Raw genomic sequence first — 20,519 nt, forward strand, 5'->3', positions numbered from 1 at the left:
CCAGGCTGACGCGCTGTTGAATGGCTAATCAGCGCTGCGAGATCTCACGCGAAGCGCTGGGTCGCCTGCGCCTGATTCCCAGCGTGAGCGGCCGGAGTGTTCCCCACGCCACAGGCGTAGACCGTTCTCGGGCAAGACTCACGTCTTGATCACGTACCCATAGGCTCGAATGCGACCACCTTCCTGTTTCAAGTACACGCCCTGGAGTTCCGGCGTGAAGCCAGGCAGTGAGTTGATACCTTCCTCCAGCGCCAGGAAGTACTTGAGCACCGCCCCGCCCCATATTTCCCCGGGCACCACGCAGAGCACGCCGGGCGGATAGGGAAGGGCCCCTTCGGCAGCGATGCGACCTTCGGCGTCTGCCAGTGCCAACAGTTCGACGTTGCCACGGATGAATTCGAACTGTGCTGCCTGCGGGTTCATGGCTTTTTTCGGGAAGTGTTCTTTGCGGAACATTGCCTTCTGCAATTGCTGGACGTTGTGGTGGCGGTAGAGGTCGTGCATCTCCTGGCAGAGTTGGCGAATGGTGTAGTTGCGATAACGCTCCTCGTGTTGCGCATAGATCGCCGGCAACACCCGGCTCATTGGCGCGTCATCACTGATGAAGCGTTCAAAGCGGGCGATCTGTGCGGCGAGATGCGTCATCTTCGCCCAGTCTTCGGCAGGGGTGAGCAGGAACAGAATCGAGTTCAGGTCGCACTTTTCCGGAACGATGCCATTCTCCCGCAGGAAATTGGCGAGGATGCCGGCATGGATACCGAAGTCGGTGTAACTGCCATCGACCGGGTCGATGCCTGGCGTGGTGAACAGCAACTTGCAGGGGTCGATGAAGTATTGCTTGTCGGCGTAACCGCTGAAGGCATGCCAGCGATCCTTCGGATGGAACTCGAAGAACCGGATGTCGTTGGCGATGTCCTCAGTCGGATGGTCCTGCCAGGGGCGACCGTCAATGGTGTCCGGCACGAATGGGCGAACCATGGTGCACGCTTCCAGAATCAACTTGCGTGCGTCAATGCCGAACTTCACACAGTCTTCCCAAAGGCGCAGGCCACTGCGGCCGGAATGGATGCGCGCGTTCACATCCAGTGAGGCGAACAGCGGGTAAAACGGGCTGGTAGAGGATTGGGCCATGAAGGCGTTGTTCAGCCGCGCATGGTTGCAATAGCGGGCCTGGCCCTTGATATGGCGATCTTTTTTGTGGATCTGCGAAGCCTGGGAAAACCCCGCCTGCTGTTTGTGCACCGACTGAGTGACAAAGATGCCGGGGTCGTTTTCATGCAGATCCAGCAGCAGCGGCGAGCAATCGTTCATCATCGGGATGAACTGTTCGTAGCCCACCCACGCCGAGTCAAACAGGATGTAATCGCACAATTTGCCGATGCGATCGACGACTTGTCTGGCGTTGTAGATGGTGCCGTCATAGGTGCCCAGCTGAATGATCGCCAGACGAAACGGCCGTGGCAGCCGGGCCTTGTCCGGTGCGACTTCGCTGATGAGTTCGCGCAGGTAGTCTTCTTCGAAACAATGGGCGTCAATCCCGCCGATAAAACCATAAGGATTGCGCGCAGTTTCCAGGTAAACCGGGGTCGCACCCGCCTGGATCAACGCACCTTGGTGAATGGATTTGTGGTTGTTGCGATCGAACAGCACCAGATCGCCAGGCGTGAGTAGCGCATTAGTGACCACCTTGTTGGAGGCCGATGTGCCATTGAGGACGAAGTAGGTCTTGTCGGCGTTGAACACCTGCGCCGCGTGTTTTTGCGCCTGAAGTGCCGGGCCTTCGTGGATCAGCAAATCGCCGAGTTTGACGTCGGCGTTGCACATGTCGGCGCGAAACAGGGTCTCGCCAAAGAAGTCGAAGAACTGCCGGCCAGCCGGGTGTTTGCGGAAAAACTGGCCGCCCTGGTGGCCCGGGCAGGCGAACGTGGCGTTTGCCGATTCGGTGTAGTGCTTGAGCGCGTCGAAGAAGGGCGGCAGCAGACTTTCTTCATAGGCTTTTGCCGCTGTTTCCAGTTGGTTGCCATGGTATTCGGCGTTGTTGCGCGAGGGGTCAAAAATGCCGTTCACCTGAAGCAATACGTCCTGCAGGTGCTTGTAGACATCCCTGGCGCGGTTGCCAGAACCGGGAGAGGCGACGAGGAAAATCGGAATATCGAAACCGGTGCGCTGCAGGGCGTCCAGGGCGCCCGCCATCACATCCTCCACCGAGAACACCGCAACCGCGACGTCGGTGTAGTCGGTTTGATTGAGCGAAATCACTTCTCGGGAGGTGTGGAAACAATCGAATGCGGAATCACTGGCGGCTATTTTCAGGGCTTTCATGCGGGGGAATCTCCTAGCGGACAGTCACTTGTCTGCTGTTTTCAAGAGATCAATTTAGCGAGGGCGCCTTCAAGGTTCCCTGATCCAAATCATGTCGCCACTGGTTATAGACCCTGTTGGGAAGGGTTGTGGCGTTTCTACAGGCTTTTCCCCAGGATTGCCGACAATCGCCTGTGTAATTGCATCGAGTTGACCACCCGTTTGCATTCGACCTGACCACCGATTGCATAGGATTTGACCGGCGCGCTTTGTCACCATGATCGGCAGAGAACGGCCAAAAGCAGCCGTTTAAACAGTACAACAAGCCCAACAGTCGTAACCGTCCGGCGAAGTCACCTTCTCGATCTCAGCCATAAGGGCGATGGTGTCCACCTAAAAATACGAGGACACCATCGCCCTTATCGTCAGGATTGCCATGCGCCAACGAACTTCTTATCCCAAACCGTTTAAGGCCCTAGTCGTCCAGGTGAGATGCGACGCAAGTGGTCACTCCGCGACCCTCCTTGTCGCTGACCCACCGCATTCGCCACTAAGCCGGCTCTCAGATTACGGCATGGAAATCCTGTACTCGGCGAGCTTGGCCTTCTGCTGCTCCAGCACGTACTTCTTGTTGGCGATCTGCGAGAACTTCATAAAGTCGGCCTTGGCGTCGTCCTTGTCTCCCAAATGGTCGTACGCGATCCCGCGCGCGTAATAGGCCCAAGCATAGTCCGGCTGGCGCTGAAGGCCGGTGCTGAATGCTTCAGCGGCCTCTCGGTACTGACCCAGGTCTGTCAGAGCGAGGCCCTGATGATAGTAGGTCGGCATGTGGAAGCCGGAACCCTTTCCGGCTTCTCCCATCCCGTTGTCGAGGTTGTACTGCACGAGTTCAAGGGCTTTTTTCGGGTTGCCAGCGTCGCGATACATGGCGCTCAAGTCCAGGTTGGCGCGCGGATCAGGCTTGACCGCCAGTTGCATGGATTTTTCCTTGGCGGCCACGGCTTTGGGAAAGTGCTTGAGGTTGCTGTAGGCGTCGGCCTGCACCGCGTAAATCAAACTTTGCAGCGAGGCGGGCAGCGTATTTTTCTGCAGGCATAGATCACCTTCCTGCAGCACCAGAGGGTAGTTTTCGGCTTTGGACGCCTTAAACTGATTAGCGCAGTGGACAAGGTTGGCTTTTTGCGGGTTCTGCATCCCTGCACAACCTGTGAGGATGACGGAGCAGGCGATCAGCGCGGGCCAGCGAGTATTCATGATAAGCATCCTTGTCAGTCGAGCAGATGAGCGTTGAGGTCAGGGCGATAGACCTGCAACAGCGGCGCGGTCACGGTGCCTTGTAGCGAGCAGAACACGGTGGTGTGTCCCGCGAGCGGCGGTGTCGTGTCGCCCGTGTCGACGATCAGCACGCGGTCTACGAAACCAAACGGCGTGGCGACGCCGGGGCCGGTCAGTCCTTCGGTGCGCCATTGACCGATCGGGTCACCGACGCGGCGAATTTCGGCGCGGGTAATGGCTTTGCCCTGACTGACAAAGCGTGCGTTGTCGACGATCAGCGGCTTGAGTTTTGCGGCCACCTCTTGCGGCAAGCCATCGGCTACGAAACCCCAGAACAGAAAATTGCCGACGCTCTTGATGGTTTCGGCCTGGTTGTAATAGCCGACCATACGCACGCCGTTGACGATCAAGGGCGTTTCGAAGTGTTGGTAAGTGCCGCCTTCCTGCAGCGGACTCATGATGGTCGGTGCCTTGACCGAGCCGTAATCACTCAGGCGCAAGGTACCTGCTGGCAGGCGGGCGTCGCGCAGGCTCTCGAAGAAATGCCCATCGCAACGAGAGAATTCAGTCAGCAGTTGTTCGGGCGTGGTGACGGTCTGGGCCTGGGCAGTGCAGGCGACGGCGAGCAAAGCAACGCCGGAAAAAAGAGAGCGGAACATTTAAATCATCCGTGAGGTGGAAACGAAGGCTGTCGGCTTCTGAGTCGCGAACTTTAGCAAGACGGGCCTGCGGGAGAAGGCTTGAATGCTGGAGCATCCAGAGAAACGCCGTCTTGCGGAAAGCTTGCGCCATTTGTGTCAATGATCTTGGAAGAGATTGACTGTCAATTAATTTCGGATCGATGGACGCGCGGTAGTTGATGCGCTGAGGTTTGACGGTGTCAATGCTTCCGTGCGGTTGGTGATACCAGGGGGCATGATGCGGGTTTCCAGCAACTGCCTGCGTCTGAACGGCCGTACAGATGCCGTGAAACGCAAGTGGTCGTCCATAACGACAGCAGTCCTCGCGAGAGGCGGCTATCGGCCAAGAGCAGGCTGTGGACAGGTAGCCGCTGATGTCTCTACGCTGGGCGATCTAGTGACAGCACAGCGGTAAAAAGGAGTAGTCATGTTGGAAGTTGCCATTGATCGAGATAGCGTTCATGCAGGAGATGATCTGGGAAGCCATGCGACGTCGATCACACTCGATCCATCAGCAACGCTGCGTGCCTTAATCGAAGTGATACAACATGCGGGCTACTTACCTGGTATCAATGGAGGCAAGGCTACTTGGATTATTTGTTCGTCTGACAAACCAATAGGTGTTTTAGCGCAGCAGTGGCCAGAACCTAAATTGACCGTGCCGCCCGAGAGCATCGTGGATCAATATTTCGGAAATACCGAACCTCGCCTTCTGTTCAGATATTGGTGCCAGGCAGATCCAGATCAGGTCTTTTCGCATATCAAGGCCGGAAAAGAGCCACCATCACGATTTTAGGATTGGCGATGGACATTTCTGTCGATCAATGCGGTTCATATGACTGCTATGGGTCGATTTTTGCCTGTCGCGACGGGTAGTAAACGGCCAAAATGCGGACGGTCTCCCCGCCAAAAAGGCTGTACTTTGGAAGATATTTTTTTGGTAGAAGTCAGGCTTTTTCACCAACTCACAGCAGTTTGTCCTTCAGCAGCTGCTTGATCAGTCGTTCCGTCTCACACATTTCACCGAGAAATTCCTGATCATAATGACTGGTGGTTTCCAGGTAGCCTCGTGTGCAGTTCAAGAGCCCCTTCAAGCTCACCTCCAGTTTTTGTTTTGAGCCAGTACCGATTAGCGCCAAGCTTGCCTCGTACCGCTTTAAGTAATCAGCTACAACGACTTCATCAGACGCGATGCATTTGTCTCGAATAGCAGCGATAGTTTTTTCGATTTGCTGGTTCACATCCCGTAATCTTGTCTGAAAGCACCTTTTACTCCCGCTATTATTCACTGAATGGTCCCTGGATTTTATAGACACGAATGAACGACAGCTACGGGTCGAAAGCACCCTTTCCAACTGAATGCAGTCGACCTGAGAAATTGGTTAAAGTGTTAACAAGACAGTCCGCACGAGCATTAAAAGGATTAAAAAGTGAACTTAATAAGGGAATGGCTGGGTAGGCTGAAGAACAAGCAGATGCCGGCCTCCTCATTGGCGGAACAGCGGCGAAACGAAGCGTTGGAACTGCTAGGGAATGCTGAAAACAATGGAAAATGGATAGAGGTCAGTACTCACTACAACGGCTTCATTCGAGAAGTCGCTGTCAGGGGGCTGTGCGATAATCCTTCTCCTGAAGCGTTAGTAGCTTTGATACAGCGTTTGAACGACTGGGTACCCCAGATTCGCGATCTGGCGTTGGAGGGGCTGAATCACTATATGACTCCATCCCAGGCTCAGGCGCTATTGTTCGCGCTGGAGCCTCTCATAGCGTTGGCTGCGCGCCGAAGAGCCGATCATGGTCCCACGCTCATGGCCGCTCGCACAGTACTGCAGTCACCTGAGATCAAGGCTGAGGTCTACGCCAATTTCCTTTCTCGACAAGGTAAAGCTGCGCGCTATCTGTTTGCGCTATTGCTGGAAAAGGACTCAGCGCCGGAGACGCTTTTAAGGGGCGCCTTGGCTCATCGCGAGCTGACCGTACGGTTAGCTGCCGTGTCAGCATGTCAAGATTTACCAGCTGCGCAAGCATCACCACTGTTACTTGAAGCCCTATCACGACCCGGCGCCAAAGTGCGTGTTTGCGTGCTGCGCGCCCTACTGCCGTTGGTCGACGATCCGAAGCCATTGTTACGTCAGGCCTTGCTGGATGCATCGGCCTCGATCCGTAGTTTGGCGCGCTGGGAAGCAGTACGCCATAACGTCGATGCAAGCGCCATCCTGACGGAGAAATTGAATCAGGGCTTTCCACCACGGAAACAGGATTGGCTCGGTATTATTGGCTTGGCAACCGAACTTAAAGTCGCTCTCGACAAGCTGTGGCTAACAGAAGCGATGCGCTCTCGCTATTCCTCCGTGCGGCAAGCGGCCATACGCCTGCTTGGCGACAACCAATTGACCGAGTTGCTGAGGGCGCTTGACGACCCGTCGGACAAAGTGTTTTACGCCGCAATCGCTCAACTGAACAAGCTACCTTGGAAATCTGTGACCCCTGGATCAGGCGACAAATTAGATCGGGATTGGCATGAACTGTCGACAGCACGCCGCCAGGCGATACTTCAGTTGAGGCCGGGTTGGCAGCAGGTGGCGTACCTGCTGGGGCGGCTGAGCACTGAAACGGGTGCACAGGCTTTTTGGCTACGTCAGGTTGGGATGTGGTGCGATCGCCAATATCAAATCGTCGATCCGGTCACCTCAAAGGCCGAGCGAGTAACATTGGCGCAAAAGCTCCGGAACTTGGCCGCGACAGGACTCATCCGCAGCGACAGCGTAGCCTGTATTACAGACTGACTTGTAAGTAAAGCGGGACATATTGATCGACAGCGCTCGTGTCCCTGGATGCAATCGGCCGAGGCTGTGTAAAAACGTTTTTCAGCGCGACAGGTACTCAAAACCGGACTGGAAATCGCGCTTCTACGCAAAATCCACATCTGCTGACGTGCCGATAAATTTCAGATTTAACGTAGACGCGCACACCTCAATTTTGGCGAAGCGTTTTTACACACTCTGGGCCAAAAGCAATGGGATGGACTCCTCCTCACTTCGGCATCTTGAGTGCCAGACTGAAAGTGCGAACCACAGTCAACAGTGAGAAGGAGTCCACACATGAAGCTTATGCGAATTGGGGTCGACCTGGCCAAGAACGTATTTCAGATCCATGGCGTGGATTGTCATGAGAAGCCGGTCTGGCGGCAGCGGCTACCACGTGATCGCTGGCTTCAAACGGTGCTGGAAAAGGTCGAACCTGGTTGTGAGATCGGCATGGAGAGTTGCGGAGGGGCCCATCATTGGGCGCGGCAACTCGAAGCTCGAGGATTTCGAGTCAAGCTGATCGCCCCCCAGTTCGTTAAACCTTATGTCAAAAGCAACAAGAACGACGCGAACGATGCCGAGGCGATCTGCGAAGCGATGAGCCGTCCCAGCATGCGCTTCGTCGCCATCAAGACGATCGAACAACAGGATATCCAGGCGACGCATCGCATCCGGGCCGGCTTAATCGAACAGCGGACGGCCAAAGCCAATCAGATCCGTGGGCTGGTCGCCGAGTACGGTCTCGTTGCACCGAAGGAATTGCTGATGCTGCGTCGTGCAATACCGTGCTGGCTAGAGGATGCGGATAACGGTTTGACGGCACGCTTTCGTCGTCTACTGGATGGTTTGTGGGACGACCTTCGTGCGCTGGATGGGCGTGTATGCAAGCTCGACGGCGAGATCACTGCGATCGCGACAAACGAGCCGTCCGCCGTTCGCCTTCAACAGCTGCGCGGTGTCGGTCCAATGATCGCCACAGCGCTCGTCGTCGCTCTCGGTGATGCCCGTCAGTTTGCCAATGGTCGACAGTTTGCCGCCTCGCTGGGACTGACACCGAGGCAACACAGTTCTGGTGGTAAGGATCGACTGCTCGGTATCAGCAAGCGCGGTGATACGTATCTGCGAACATTGATGGTGCATGGCGCACGCTCGGCGCTACGCACAGCCAAATCCAAAGAGGATCGGCTCAGCCAGTGGGCCGTTCGTTTAGCCGAGCGATCGCATCCCAATGTGGCCGCTATTGCGCTGGCCAACAAAACTGCACGCATGGCTTGGGCGATGCTGCGTCACGGCACTGATTACCAACCGAATCAGGCAGCGGCCTGATCTATTTACCCGACGTGTTCTACGAGAGAAACAACTCTTAACCACGATTGCGAAGCAACCTGAACGATGGCAAACCGGTCGAACCGGCGTCGGCAAAACCCTCGAATGTCCAAGTGCGAAAAGCACGAAAAAGCGATCGGGAGCCGGCGCGCGAATAGCCCATCATGGCCCTGCATCGAAACGATGCTGTATTTAGAGGCCGAATATACGTGTGCAGTCGGCACGGGCGCCAAAGCAACGGGGCTTGCAATGAGGAGGAGTCCATATACGGTCATTGAGAAGCGTAGCCAAAGACTTGAAGTAGCCCGTGATAACGAGAAGAAAAACGGCCAAAATGGAAAGCTCTAAACATGAAACCTGCCGTCTTTCTGATAGCATCCGGCCACCTATTCAGTTGGCCAATGCCGACACATACTTTTGGACACATGGAGAGTGACAGTGAAACTCCTAAACATGCTACTAGCTGGAAGCTGCGCCGCGCTGATTGCTGCCTGCAGCAGTACAGTTCCCTATGAATCACCTGAAGATTTAGCCCGTATGAAACAAGACCTTCACTTGGAGCATTTACCGCCAGGAATGCTCCCTCTGAAATGGTCCTATTTTGAGTATGGCGTTCAAAAGGAAGGCATGGATACGGTAGATACACTTGCGCTGGTCCAACCCGGCTTACTCACACTTGTCGGGTATGAGAAAGGCCATTACGTTCGCCAGGCTGAATTCACCAGTGCCTCAACCGACTGCATGTACATTTTCAACGGTGATGTAAGCGCGCAGCCGGTGTGGTTATTGAAAGCCGATCGCCCCGTATTTCTTACTACCGGCAACAACAGAGGGCTTATTGACGTCCCCCTACGAAAAAAGCTGATCGATGAGATGACAGGCGCCGGCTTCCGTCCTCACATCGATGCCCAGGGAAAGTCCTATCAGCCAACCGGGATCACTGAACGCAAGCTCGTTATGATGACAGGATATGGGTAGCGCGTTGAATTAATGGACCAGAATCAGGTTTACAACGTCTGTAAAAACCAAAGTTAGTCGTTGAGCTTTCGCCCGGAGATTGGCCATCTGCTGTCCTTGGCGAAGGACAGCTATTGGTCGTTCTCTGCCGGTCATGGTCACGAAGCGTGATGGTCAAATCCAATGTAAATGACTAGTCAGGTCGAATGCAAATGGGTGGGCAAGTCTGCGCAATTACCCAAGCGCCCGACCACTTCTGCTTCGGCAATGCCTGATCAGGCGTGCCCCAACGCAATAGCAAACGAAACCACGATCATGCACGCAAAGGCAAAATTTAGATTCATGAAGTTTCCATCCAAAACATGTGTGATGGCGCCATCTTGAACAGGTCACAAAAAAATAAAAAATTCTGCTTCATGATTTGAATCATCGAAAGAATTGATATCTGGCGGTTTGTGTTTATCCCGCGCGTTGGCTAGTCTCGCACAAACGCGCAATTTCACGCAAAAACAGGCAGAAGCATGCACGAGCAACACTCAGCCGCCGAGCTCCCCCATCTGCGCCGGCAAAAAATCCTGCTAATCCTCGAACGTGACGGCAAGGTCATGGCCTCCGAGCTCAGCCAGCATTTCGCGGTGTCCGAAGACACCATTCGCCGTGATCTGGCGGAGCTGGCCACCGCCGGGCTGGTGCAGCGGGTGCACGGCGGGGCACTGCCGCGGCCCAAAGACACCGGCAAGGATTTTTTCACCCGCGTCAGCGAAACCGATGAGGTGAAAACACGCCTGGCGCAACTCGCCGCACGCCAGGTACAGAACGGCCAGATTGTGATTTTCGATTCGGGGAGCACGACGCTGCAGATCGCCCGATCGCTGCCTTCGGACATTGTCATTACGGCCGTCACCGCCTCGCCGATGATCGCGATCACCTTGGCCGAATACACAGGCATCACGGTGATTCTGGCCGGTGGGCACCTCAATCCCGCGACCCTGTCGGCCAGCGGACATGAAACCCTGCGGTTGATCGAGGGCATCAAGGCTGACCTGTTGTTCACCGGCGTCTGCGCGATTCACCCGGAAGTCGGCATCAGCTCCCTGCATTTCGACGAGGTGCCGGTCAAACAGGCGATGCTCGCCAGCGCCTCCCATGTCGTTGCCGTCACCACCGCCGACAAACTGGGAGCGGTGGAGCCGTTCGTTGTCGCGCCGTGTCAGCGCATTCATACCCTGATCACCGAGCGTCATGTGGCGTCGGGCAATGTCGAGGATTATCAAAAGCTCGGGATCGAGGTGGTGCAGGTGGAGGCGTGAAGCGCCCCATCAGTACTTCGTGACTTGGGGGGTCGTCCAATCACTATGGATGACCCTGCAAAAAAACCGGGCGTTTATGGCGCCCCGAACATCACCGTCCAGTAAATCCCCGGATCACTCTTCGGATCTACCGCATACGCCGCGCCCAACTCCCGGAACTGCGGGTTCATCAGATTCGCGCAGTGACCGGGGCTGGACACCCAGCCATCGACCACCTTGCGCACGGAGTCTTGCCCCGCAGCGATGTTTTCGCCGATCTGCCCGCCGCTGTAACCTGCCAGTTCGGCCCGGTCACCCGGCGTACGGCCATCGCGGTCCTTGTGATCGAAGTAATTGTTGTTGGCCATTGACCGGGCGTGCTCCTCGGCCGCCGTCGCCAGCATGGGGTTCCAGGCCAGTGGCGTGGTGGCTGCAAAGGATTGCGTACCGCACTGGTGTGGCTTGCTGCGTTCGATATTGAGCTCGGCCAGCAGCTTCTGGCCTTCCGCCTGCCAGTCGCCCCGGCGAGCGCTCAACAGCGGGCGTGCCAGCACGATGCGCCAATCACGGTCCTGGTGGCTCACGCCGACGTCGACGAACTGCGGGTCCAGCACGATCTGGCAAAAACTTTCCTGAATGTCTTTCATCGCCGACGCCGCATCACGCGGACCGGACAGGCTGATCGCCTGCACATTCTTCATTGGATAACCCGCGCTCGCCATGGCCTGCTGCAGATTGACCACGCCGGTGGCGTTCAATGCCAGCCGTGGATCGCCGGCCAGCGGTGGCAGTTCCTGCGAGACCTGACCCGCGCAGCGCTGCACCTGGCTGCGGTAGAGGTTGATCGAATCAATCAGTTGTTTCTCGTCGGCCGCCAACACATTCACGGCGAACAACATCCCCAGTGACAACGTGGCAAGACGCATAGCAGATGATTTGAAGCGCATGGAAATCCCCTTGAGCTGACTGCGCCCATGATGCGCGATTTCACCCCCGCGAGCGCAATGCCTTTTCGCGCCCGAAGACAGTTTTTTTGTCCGTCTGTTGGAATGAAATTTGGCAACTACAATCAAGCAAAGTCACCAGCGCGACGTGCTCCCGGTTCCGTCAGAAGGGTCGATCATGCGAGTTATCTGGATAGCCACCTGCTTGGCAATTACCCTTCTCGCCGGCCAAGTCATCGCGTCCGAGCAAGAGCAAAAAAAGGAAGTGGCTGAGGACAAGGCCGAGGTCCTTGAACAGAAAGCCGCGGAGAAGGGCAGCGATGTAGCGGTGCCCAAGTCCGAAACCATCACCACCTCCGAGGCACAAGCGGTGGATCCGGCCGGTCAGTCGCCCATGGACGATGTAATTACCTGTCTGGCCCGCTCCATTTACTGGGAAGCCAAAGGCAAATCGCCCGCCGACATGGAAGCCGTCGCCAGCGTCGTCATGAATCGCCTGGGCCATGAGGGCTTTCCGGACACGGTATGCGCCGTGGTCAAGCAGGGTTCTGAAACCAAAAATTGTCAGTTTTCGTGGTGGTGTGATGGACGCTCGGATCAGGTCCAGGAAGAAACCCAATACGCGATTGCCAAGGAAATCGCGCGCAAAGCGTTAAACAAGCAACTCAACGACCGAACCCACGGCGCGATGTATTTCCATGACAGGAAGGTGAAACCCGTTTGGGCCAGGAAATACATCAAGACCACCGAGACCTCGATGTTTCTTTTTTACAAGCCGCGTGGCGGGTCGGCGAAGTAGGGACGTTCGCATGAGCGAGGTCTACGCCATCCTCAAAGCCTATGGCTTCAAACTCGGGAATCCAGGCGTATATTGATAGTGTCGATCCAGATAGTTGAGGCGATAGTAAATCGTCGGTGGTGTGACAGGCGAGAGCGCTGGGGGAGCTAGATATCCCGGAACGTTTGGAGGTGTTACATGAGCCAATATCAACGACTCTTTCTGATAGCCGGTCCAGGCATGCGTCACACCCCCGCGTTGGAGCGAGCTGTCGCCATTGCCGAAGCCACTGGCGCGGCGCTGCACATCACGGTGTTTATCGAAGACTCCAACCTCTTGGGTTTGAAGAGCGCGGGTGCACGTTTTCGTGAGGCCTGTCAGCAAGAGAACGAAAAATGGTTGAAGGATGAGACCGATCTAATACGCGAGCGCGGGGTCATGGTGAGTACCGAAGTGCTTGTTACGCGAACCGCGCTGCAAGAAATACTTCGGCATGTGGCAGAAATGCAGCCGGATCTGGTTATCAAGGACGTGCAACACGAGTCCGCGCTCAAACGCGTTTTCATTACGCCTCTGGATTGGCACCTGTTGCGCGAATGTCCGGTGGCTGTGCATCTGGTCAGCGAAATCAGGTGTCCACTTCCGCGGGTGGTAGTGGCGGCAGTCGATCCGTCACAACCTGAGACTCAGATCACTGGCATCAACGACCGCATCATCCAGGCGGCGAACGGATTGTCAATGCAATGCAGCGCGGAACTGCATCTGCTGCATGCCTACGATCTATCGCGGACACATATAGCCGACGCAGGCGCTGGTGCCGTGACGATGCCAGGTTTCGGCAGCGATGTGCGCAAGTCACTGCAAAAGTCATTTATCGCATTGGCCGACCACTACGGTGTGCCCACTGAGCGACAACACTTCGTTGAAGGGCCACCTGGCAAAGCGCTGGCCGACTTTGCAGCGCATCACCGGGCCGATGTGATCGTCATGGGAAATGCGCATCGCAAGGGACTGGGCAAATGGGTGGGCAGTACGACGGAGCATGTTCTGTATCAAGTGCCCTGCAACATTTTCGCCGTTACGGGGTCTGCGGATCAGTGAATGTATTCGCTATTAAAAGACTCGCAAGGAGCACCTCAGCGACTGGGGCGGGATTTTTTGAGGGCGCGTGTTGAGATATCCCGGTAGGTATCGCCATCGGTTGCCGCCACAAATCAAACAGCGTAGGCCGACATGCCAGCAGCTTGTCCGCCGGTCGCTCCTCGCCGACTCCGGCCATCCGCGACCGGTTGCAATCGGCCCAGGCTGTGTAAAAACGCAGGCACCGTTTTGAAGTCTGCGTTGCTACGTAAAATCTGCCAGTGCTTGGTTAATCAGCAGACCTGAAGTGAGCACGCCTCTGATGGGAACTTGCCGCGATGGATCCTGAACGATTTCGATCAGACGTTCGTAATCGGAATCTCTTCCCTTGAGGTGTTTTTCGATTAGTTCTTTGAGTGATAAACGAGCCTGCTGGTCTGTTAGCACTTTTTATTTCTCCGGCAAAATAGTGACTTCATCCACCGTAATGACAGAGGGATTGCCCGGTTTTGGGGTGAGTTGTTGCGAGCCACCCGTTCCGTATTCAGGGTGCGCTTTGGTGATTGCGATCACTCACTATAGGTGGTGTGGCGTGCGAAACAGGCCGGAACTGTCAGGGCTCAACGTCCATATTCAACGTAGGGGCCCAAGTAGAAACCTTGCGTATCCCAGTTGATTCGATAAATCACTTCTTTCCCTGGCTTGATGTTGGCCGCGACAGTTTTGATCGCGACACCAGCACATAATCCAGACTCGGCGAGCCCGGTGCCGAGGTTCACCTCACCGGCAGGCAAAACGAAAGATGCCTTCTGACCGGGACCTATCTTGGCTGCGCGCTGACCATCAATGTAGAACACGACGTCACATCCCGAACCGACAAACCCGTCATCACGGAGAATGGTCAGGCGTCCCGGATCTTTCGTACCCTGGCTTTTGAACGCGTATATCTCATTGGCCGGCACTGACCGCGCTTCAGAGACCCGCATAGGTGATGTTGCGCAACCGCCCAAGGCCAGCAAGAACGCCCCCGTTGCGATAATCCTTCGCATAATTTTTCCCTCCCGAAAAAGGGCGAATGTATCAGAGCGTCATACTGCTTTGCTTCATAAAGCCATTCGCCAAAAACACCATCGCGAAGTACTACCAAGAGTGTCTGCTTTTGGCCGATTGCTACCTGTTGCGATGGGCAAAGCCGGGTATCGGTGCCGACGCTTTCACAGAGATTGGAGGCTGGTTTTGATGGCAGTGACCACACGGTTACGGCCTTCGTGTTTAGCGTGATACAGGCGTTGATCGGCTGTACGCAGAATGGCCTCGATGGTGTCGCCGTCGCGGCCGGATTGCGATACGCCGATGCTCACTGTGACCACGGTTAACCGCTGCAGGCCATGAAAAGAATTATTGGCAACGGTGCTTCGCAGACGCTCAGCGATGACGTGCGCGCCTTCAAGTGAAGTCTGAGGTAGCAGGATCATGAATTCTTCCCCGCCCACTCGGGCTACGCCGTCATACGGCCGGATCGAATCGAGGCATTTCTCCACGAAACTCTTCAGGATGTCATCGCCAACCTGATGCCCGAAGCGATCGTTGATGGACTTGAAATTATCCAGATCGAGTGCCAACACGGAGAACGGCTCACCGCCGCGCTTGGTCCGGCCAATTTCGACTTCGACCCGCTCCATGAACCGACGCCGATTATCAGCGCCAGTCAGTGGATCGGTCGCCGCAAGGTGCCCGAGTTCTTGATTGGTGCGCTGGAGTTCCTGCAAGGCGCTCTCGGTATACGCCATCGCTTCGGCAAGACGCACCATCAACTCCTCTTGGCTGTAAATCTTCGAGAACGACTGCGTGGTGAGGAACGCTTGCACGACCCCATAGCTCAACATGAAGAATCCACCGGCGAAGATCGCATGAGCGAGCCACCACATGTGGTTCCACGGACGTGCAAGGATGAAGGCAAGCGATGACAGCGCGAACGCGGTGACCGAGATGACAAAAATCATCATCAGCGGCGAACGGATACGGCGCAGCAGGAGCAATGCCACGGTCAATGCGGAAAGAACGAGGGCACCCCCTTCCATCGAGAGGCGCACCGCGAGGTTGCCGGCGATCGGCGAATTCGCGACGTACGCCACTGCCACGTCAACCAGCAGGAACAGTCCTATCCAGGTCAACCACGGGCGGGCCTTCATTCGTTGGTCCGCGGCATCAGGTGGGCGGTGGTATGACAGCATTCCGACTAACAGCAGAATCGACATGACCAGTCGAGAGGCCGGCCCATAAAGCAGGAAGAGCCAGATATTGTGGTGTGCAAGCCCGGTGAACGCACCATGCAACGCGTAGATGAGTACAAAACCGAGAAAACCAAGCGTCATCCATCGCAGCAGCGGATCTCCCGATGACTGATAGCAGCGCCACGTGACGTAAGTAACAAACAGGCCCGCCAAGGTGGCTGCCGTGATCGCAATTATATGGAACAGGTGGTGTTCGAAAATAAGGGTGGGGTCTTGAAAGACGTATAAGTAGCCAATCAGATAGGCCGGAACAAACGCAAATCCTGCGAGCAGCAAGTAAGCGTAAACCTTGACCATGAGGCGGACGGCTTCAGGTGGCTCGCCGCTGGCGATGAGATTGCTCATGGTTCCCTCCAGGTTTAAATCTATTTAGCCAACACCGGTCCGGTATTGGCTCCAAAGCCGCCTGCATGCCAACGGTCTCACGCATCATTACGCAGATAGGGGATGGACCGACCTATGGCATTTCAATATTAGACTCCTTCCCAATTTCTGCTGCACAAGCAGGTAAAAATGTTCACGCGAACGCAAGGGGCGCACTAATTGATCTGCACAATGACCGGACCTTCCGTGACGACTGGCGGGTTCGCATGGATGTGCGAAGCGTTTTTCTGAATCCAGTCGCGAGCGACTTTCATGCTCTCATCGGTGCCGGCCTTGTCCGTGCAAACAGTCACCGACATACCGCCATCACCGAGAGGTAGCAGTGTGTAGCTTGCGAGGCCAGTCACTTTCCGGAGGGCAGCTTCGACGTCGGCCTTTTGCTTTTCTAAAACATCGAAAAGCTGCTTTGCACCAGGACCTGAGTAGGTTCTTATGACCGCATACATAGTCGTCTCCTTTGTGATTTACCGTCTTGATACCCATCCGGATCCGCTGATTGCCGCTACCACTTGGGTTTCAGTTCGTACCGATTTGTTCAGCTTAGTCAAACGCCGGTGACAAGCGAAATGCAACGACCACCGGCAGCTCCTGGCCCAGAGTGTGTAAAAACGTCAGATTGAGTTTTCTGTATCGACGTCAGCAGCCCGTGCTTTCGTTTCGCAAACTGATCAACATCACGACGTTTTGAGGAACAGCTAAACGGCTCAACAACCTCTGAAAGTCCTTTGGATGGGGCAAAAAGAGCGGTTTTTACGCCGCTAACGCATTCATCAAACCAGCGGTGCCGATGATTTTCATGACCCTTTTCAAATTGTAGGCGAGCACGTTCAGACTCATCTCTGCACTGACCCCGTTGAGCTTTCGCGTCAGGAAGTGCGTTGCACCCATCCATTGTTTGAGCGTCCCGAAGGGATGCTCAACAGTCCGTTTTCGGATCCGCATCATTTCCGGCGCGTTGCTTAGCCTGTTCTGCATTTCCTCCAGGACGGCTTCATGCTCCCAGCGTCGAACCCGCCGTTCCGTGCTCGGTGTGCACTGCGGTTTCATTGCGCAACCCCGGCATTTCGAACTCCAGTAACGGTGCAACGTCAGGCCTTTTTCAACGTTGGTATAGCGCCAGATCAGCGCCTCTCCAGCCGGGCAAATGTATTCGTTTTTTGCTGCGTCATAGATGAAGGCATCGTTATTGAAACGCCCGTCAGCCTTGGCTCCAGAGGTCATCGGCTTGGGCACATAGGCGGTGATGCCTGCATCGTGGCAAGCCAGGATTTCTTCGCTTTTGAAGTAACCTCGGTCAGCCACTACCGACAACGTTTCTGCCGCCATCGCTTCGCGGGCCTGCTCGGCCATCGAGCTGAGTTGATCGCGGTCAGAACCGACGTTGGTCACCTCATGGGCAACGATCAAATGGTGCTGAGTATCAACCGCTGTCTGCACGTTGTAGCCGACGATTCCCGTGCCGCGCGTCATCATGGAGCGGCTGTCTGGATCGGTCAGTGAGACCTGTTTGTCCGGCGATTCATTGAGCTGGATTTCGATCACCTGAAGCTCTTTCATTTGAGTTTTGAGCTTGGCGATTTTCTCTTCCAGCCTCACGGCACTGGGCTCGGAAGCTGTTGGTTCTTGCCGATCGGCAGCATCGAGTGCCGTCAGGTAACGATTGATGCTCGATTCAATTTCTTCCATTCGCCGCTTCAGTTTGGCGCTGGTGAAATTGCGGTCGCGGTTGTTGACTGCTTTGAATTTGCTGCCATCGATGGCGACCAGATGTTCTCCGAACAGTCCCAACTGCTGACACAGCACAACGAACTGGCGACAGACGCCTCGGATGGCCTTGCTGTTGTCTTTTCGGAAGTTGGCGATGGTCTTGAAGTCCGGCATCAAACGCCCGGTTAGCCACATCAATTCGACGTTACGCTGGGCTTCTCGCTCCAGGCGCCGGCTCGACTGAATGCGGTTGAGATAGCCGTAGATGTAAATCTTCAGGAGGATCGCGGGGTGGTAAGCAGGCCGGCCAGTATCTGCCGGTATGACGCCTTCAAAACCCAGTTTGACCAGGTCGAGTTCGTCGACAAAGACGTCGACTACGCGCACCGGATTGGTATCGCTGACGTAGTCGTCGAGGCTCTCGGGAAGTAAGGTGCCTTGGCCACGATGTTCACCTTGGATAAAGCGCTTCATGGGCGATCCCTGCGATGAAATCCTCAGAAATCATAGCAAGTGTTCGCGAAGGCGTTTTTACACACTCTGGGCCGTGAGTTGACGTCAGCCAACCCTGTTCAGTCGCGCGTAAATTCCGGTTCCTCCAGATGATCGATGTGCTTGAAGCGCTCGACCAGGAAATCGATCAAGCTGCGTACCCGCGCCGACAGGTGCAGCTGTTGCGGATACACGGCGTAGACATCGGCGCGGGTGGGGGTCTGATCCTCCAGCACCAGGCGCAAGCGGCCACTGCGCACATAACGGGCGATGTCCCATTCGGCCCGCAGCAGAATGCCGTAGCCTTCCAGCGCCCAGTTCAGGGCCACTTCACCGTCGTTGCAGCCTAACGCGCCGCGCACTTTGATGTTTTGCGTACGCCCACCGTTGGTGAAACTCCACACGCCATAGGGCGTTTCGTTTTGCCGCAGGAAGATGCAGTTGTGTTGCTGTAAATCGGCCAGGCGTTGGGGCACGCCATGCTGTTCCAGGTACAGCGGCGAGGCGCATAACAGACGGCGATTGGATGCGATCTTTCGGGCATGGAAGGCGGCGTCCGGCAGCGTGCCGAAGCGAATTCCAAGGTCAAACCCGTGAGTCGTCAGGTCCAGCGGGTGGTCGCTGATTTCCAGTTGAATTTCCACTTCCGGGTACTGTGCGAAGAACGCTCCCAGGGCAGGGCCGATGTAGCGACGTCCGAACCCCAGCGAGGCGTTGACGCGAATCAGGCCTTTAGGGGTCGCCCGACTGCTGCTGATCAACTGCTCGACCTCATCGATCTGCGTCAGGATGCGCGCGGCATGGGAAAAATACAGTTCACCTTCCGAGGTCAGGCTCATCGAACGCGTGGTGCGGTTGACCAGGCGAATGCCCAGGCGTGCTTCCAGCGCGGTCAGGCGTTTACTCACCGCCGGCGGTGTGACGCCCAACTCTCGCGCCGTCGCCGCCAGGCTGCCTTTGTTGGCCAGCAGGTAGAAAAAAGACAAATCCAGGGTTTGGCTCATTGGTAACTCAAATTCATCTATGTAGTGATTTGGAGTAACTCACGCTCATTTGTTCACTACATATACTCCGCTCACACCCTGATTGAACACCCCCGTTCGACAGGCACAACAAGAACGTGACGAGAGTGGAGTTAATTGATGAGCGCCTACAAAATTGCTGCGGTTCCAGGTGATGGTATCGGTGTTGAAGTGATCGCCGCGGGCGTCGAGGTGCTGCAAGCCTTATCGAAGAAATCCGGCTTCGAACTGGATTTCAAACACTTCGACTGGAACTCGGACAACTACCTTAAAAACGGCTACTACATCCCGGAAGATGGCCTGGAAGAGCTGAAAACCTTCGACGCCATTTTCTTCGGCGCTGTCGGTGCGCTCAACGTACCGGATCACATTTCGCTGTGGGGCCTGCGCCTGCCGATCTGCCAGGGCTTCGACCAGTACGCCAACGTGCGTCCGGCTCGCGTACTGCCAGGGGTCAAAAGCCCGCTGCTCAATGGTGATCAAATCGACTGGGTCGTGGTCCGTGAAAACTCCGAGGGTGAGTACTCCGGCAACGGCGGTCGTGTCCACCGGGGTCTGCCTGAAGAAGTCGCCACCGAAGTGTCGGTGTTCACCCGTGCCGGGGTCGAGCGCATTCACCGTTTCGCCTTCGAACTGGCGCAAAGCCGTCCACGCAAACACCTGACCATGGTCACCAAGTCCAACGCCCAGCGTCATGGCATGGTGCTGTGGGACGAGATTTTCTATGAAGTCGCCAAGGACTTTCCGGACGTCAGGATCGACAAGGAACTGGTCGACGCCGTGACCACGCGGATGGTGCTCAAACCGTCGACGCTGGACGTGATCGTCGCCACCAACCTGCACGCCGACATCCTGTCCGATCTGGCCGCCGCGTTGTCCGGCAGCCTGGGCATCGCGCCGACCGCCAACCTGAACCCTTCGCGCAAATTCCCGTCGATGTTCGAACCGATCCATGGCTCGGCCTTCGACATCACCGGCAAAGGCGTCGCCAACCCGATCGCGACATTCTGGACGGCAGCGATGATGCTCGAACACTTGGGCGAAGCGGCCGCGGCGAAACACCTGATGTCGGCCATCGAGGCAGTGACCGAGAGCGGCCTGCATACCCCGGATCTGGGCGGCACGGCCACCACCCGCCAGATCACCGATGCGGTCATCGAGTTGATCAAGCGCTGATGTTTAT

General features: G+C 56.0%; 18 protein-coding genes. 8 read left to right on the forward strand and 10 right to left on the reverse strand.

Annotated features, from left to right (window positions below):
* Positions 1-138: 138 nt before the first annotated feature.
* From speF to ACYZTW_RS13635, 3 genes are all read right to left on the reverse strand, one after another.
* The gene (speF, locus tag ACYZTW_RS13625; protein ID WP_462005301.1) at positions 139-2,322 is read right to left on the reverse strand and encodes an ornithine decarboxylase SpeF; all 2,184 of its coding nucleotides are present in this window, start codon (positions 2,320-2,322) and stop codon (positions 139-141) included.
* Positions 2,323-2,868: 546 nt separating this feature from the next.
* Entirely contained in the window at positions 2,869-3,555 is a 687-nt protein-coding gene (locus ACYZTW_RS13630; RefSeq protein WP_462005302.1) for a tetratricopeptide repeat protein, read from the reverse strand.
* A gap of 14 nt (positions 3,556-3,569) precedes the next feature.
* On the reverse strand, positions 3,570-4,235 hold the full coding sequence (locus tag ACYZTW_RS13635) for a hypothetical protein (RefSeq protein ID WP_462005303.1): 666 nt from the start codon (positions 4,233-4,235) through the stop codon (positions 3,570-3,572).
* Between the two features lie 448 nt (positions 4,236-4,683).
* Here ACYZTW_RS13635 and ACYZTW_RS13640 point away from each other — a divergent pair, with 448 nt between their 5' ends.
* On the forward strand, positions 4,684-5,052 hold the full coding sequence (locus ACYZTW_RS13640) for a hypothetical protein (RefSeq protein WP_462005304.1): 369 nt from the start codon (positions 4,684-4,686) through the stop codon (positions 5,050-5,052).
* Between the two features lie 169 nt (positions 5,053-5,221).
* Here ACYZTW_RS13640 and ACYZTW_RS13645 read toward each other — a convergent pair whose 3' ends face one another.
* Positions 5,222-5,497 (reverse strand): hypothetical protein, encoded by a 276-nt coding sequence (locus ACYZTW_RS13645; protein ID WP_462005305.1) that lies wholly within the window; start codon positions 5,495-5,497, stop codon positions 5,222-5,224.
* Positions 5,498-5,686: 189 nt separating this feature from the next.
* Between ACYZTW_RS13645 and ACYZTW_RS13650 the strand changes: the two genes are divergently transcribed.
* From ACYZTW_RS13650 to ACYZTW_RS13665, 4 genes are all read left to right on the forward strand, one after another.
* Positions 5,687-7,042, forward strand: a complete 1,356-nt coding sequence (locus ACYZTW_RS13650) for a HEAT repeat domain-containing protein (RefSeq protein ID WP_462005306.1) — start codon at positions 5,687-5,689, stop codon at positions 7,040-7,042.
* A 315-nt stretch (positions 7,043-7,357) separates the two neighbouring features.
* Entirely contained in the window at positions 7,358-8,389 is a 1,032-nt protein-coding gene (locus ACYZTW_RS13655; protein WP_140894597.1) for an IS110 family RNA-guided transposase, read from the forward strand.
* A gap of 438 nt (positions 8,390-8,827) precedes the next feature.
* A complete protein-coding gene (locus ACYZTW_RS13660; protein ID WP_462005307.1) occupies positions 8,828-9,367 on the forward strand; it encodes a hypothetical protein in 540 nt (179 codons plus the stop codon).
* A gap of 500 nt (positions 9,368-9,867) precedes the next feature.
* Positions 9,868-10,656, forward strand: a complete 789-nt coding sequence (locus tag ACYZTW_RS13665; RefSeq protein ID WP_462005308.1) for a DeoR/GlpR family DNA-binding transcription regulator — start codon at positions 9,868-9,870, stop codon at positions 10,654-10,656.
* A 74-nt stretch (positions 10,657-10,730) separates the two neighbouring features.
* Here the strand turns inward: ACYZTW_RS13665 and ACYZTW_RS13670 are convergent, their stop codons facing one another.
* A complete protein-coding gene (locus tag ACYZTW_RS13670) occupies positions 10,731-11,582 on the reverse strand; it encodes a CAP domain-containing protein (RefSeq protein WP_462005309.1) in 852 nt (283 codons plus the stop codon).
* 175 nt (positions 11,583-11,757) lie between these two features.
* Here ACYZTW_RS13670 and ACYZTW_RS13675 point away from each other — a divergent pair, with 175 nt between their 5' ends.
* Together ACYZTW_RS13675 and ACYZTW_RS13680 are read left to right on the forward strand one after the other, a co-directional pair.
* The gene (locus ACYZTW_RS13675; RefSeq protein ID WP_462005310.1) at positions 11,758-12,378 is read left to right on the forward strand and encodes a cell wall hydrolase; all 621 of its coding nucleotides are present in this window, start codon (positions 11,758-11,760) and stop codon (positions 12,376-12,378) included.
* 177 nt (positions 12,379-12,555) lie between these two features.
* Positions 12,556-13,458: a universal stress protein gene (locus tag ACYZTW_RS13680; RefSeq protein WP_462005311.1), complete on the forward strand. Its 903-nt coding sequence runs from the start codon at positions 12,556-12,558 to the stop codon at positions 13,456-13,458.
* 599 nt (positions 13,459-14,057) lie between these two features.
* Here ACYZTW_RS13680 and ACYZTW_RS13685 read toward each other — a convergent pair.
* The 5 genes from ACYZTW_RS13685 to ACYZTW_RS13705 form a co-directional block, all read right to left on the reverse strand.
* Positions 14,058-14,486 (reverse strand): hypothetical protein, encoded by a 429-nt coding sequence (locus ACYZTW_RS13685; RefSeq protein WP_462005312.1) that lies wholly within the window; start codon positions 14,484-14,486, stop codon positions 14,058-14,060.
* 165 nt (positions 14,487-14,651) lie between these two features.
* The gene (locus ACYZTW_RS13690; RefSeq protein WP_462005313.1) at positions 14,652-16,076 is read right to left on the reverse strand and encodes a sensor domain-containing diguanylate cyclase; all 1,425 of its coding nucleotides are present in this window, start codon (positions 16,074-16,076) and stop codon (positions 14,652-14,654) included.
* Positions 16,077-16,270: 194 nt separating this feature from the next.
* Entirely contained in the window at positions 16,271-16,561 is a 291-nt protein-coding gene (locus ACYZTW_RS13695) for a hypothetical protein (protein ID WP_462005314.1), read from the reverse strand.
* A 304-nt stretch (positions 16,562-16,865) separates the two neighbouring features.
* Complete coding sequence (locus ACYZTW_RS13700; RefSeq protein ID WP_462004904.1) at positions 16,866-18,296, reverse strand: IS1182 family transposase; 1,431 nt, start codon at positions 18,294-18,296, stop codon at positions 16,866-16,868.
* 98 nt (positions 18,297-18,394) lie between these two features.
* Positions 18,395-19,318, reverse strand: coding sequence for a LysR family transcriptional regulator (locus tag ACYZTW_RS13705; protein ID WP_462005315.1), 924 nt, complete (start codon positions 19,316-19,318; stop codon positions 18,395-18,397).
* Between the two features lie 138 nt (positions 19,319-19,456).
* On the opposite strand from ACYZTW_RS13705, the gene ACYZTW_RS13710 reads away from it, so the two are divergent.
* Positions 19,457-20,512, forward strand: a complete 1,056-nt coding sequence (locus ACYZTW_RS13710) for a tartrate dehydrogenase (RefSeq protein WP_462005316.1) — start codon at positions 19,457-19,459, stop codon at positions 20,510-20,512.
* Positions 20,513-20,519: the final 7 nt, after the last annotated feature.

The sequence above is a fragment of the Pseudomonas sp. LB3P25 genome (assembly GCF_054897985.1).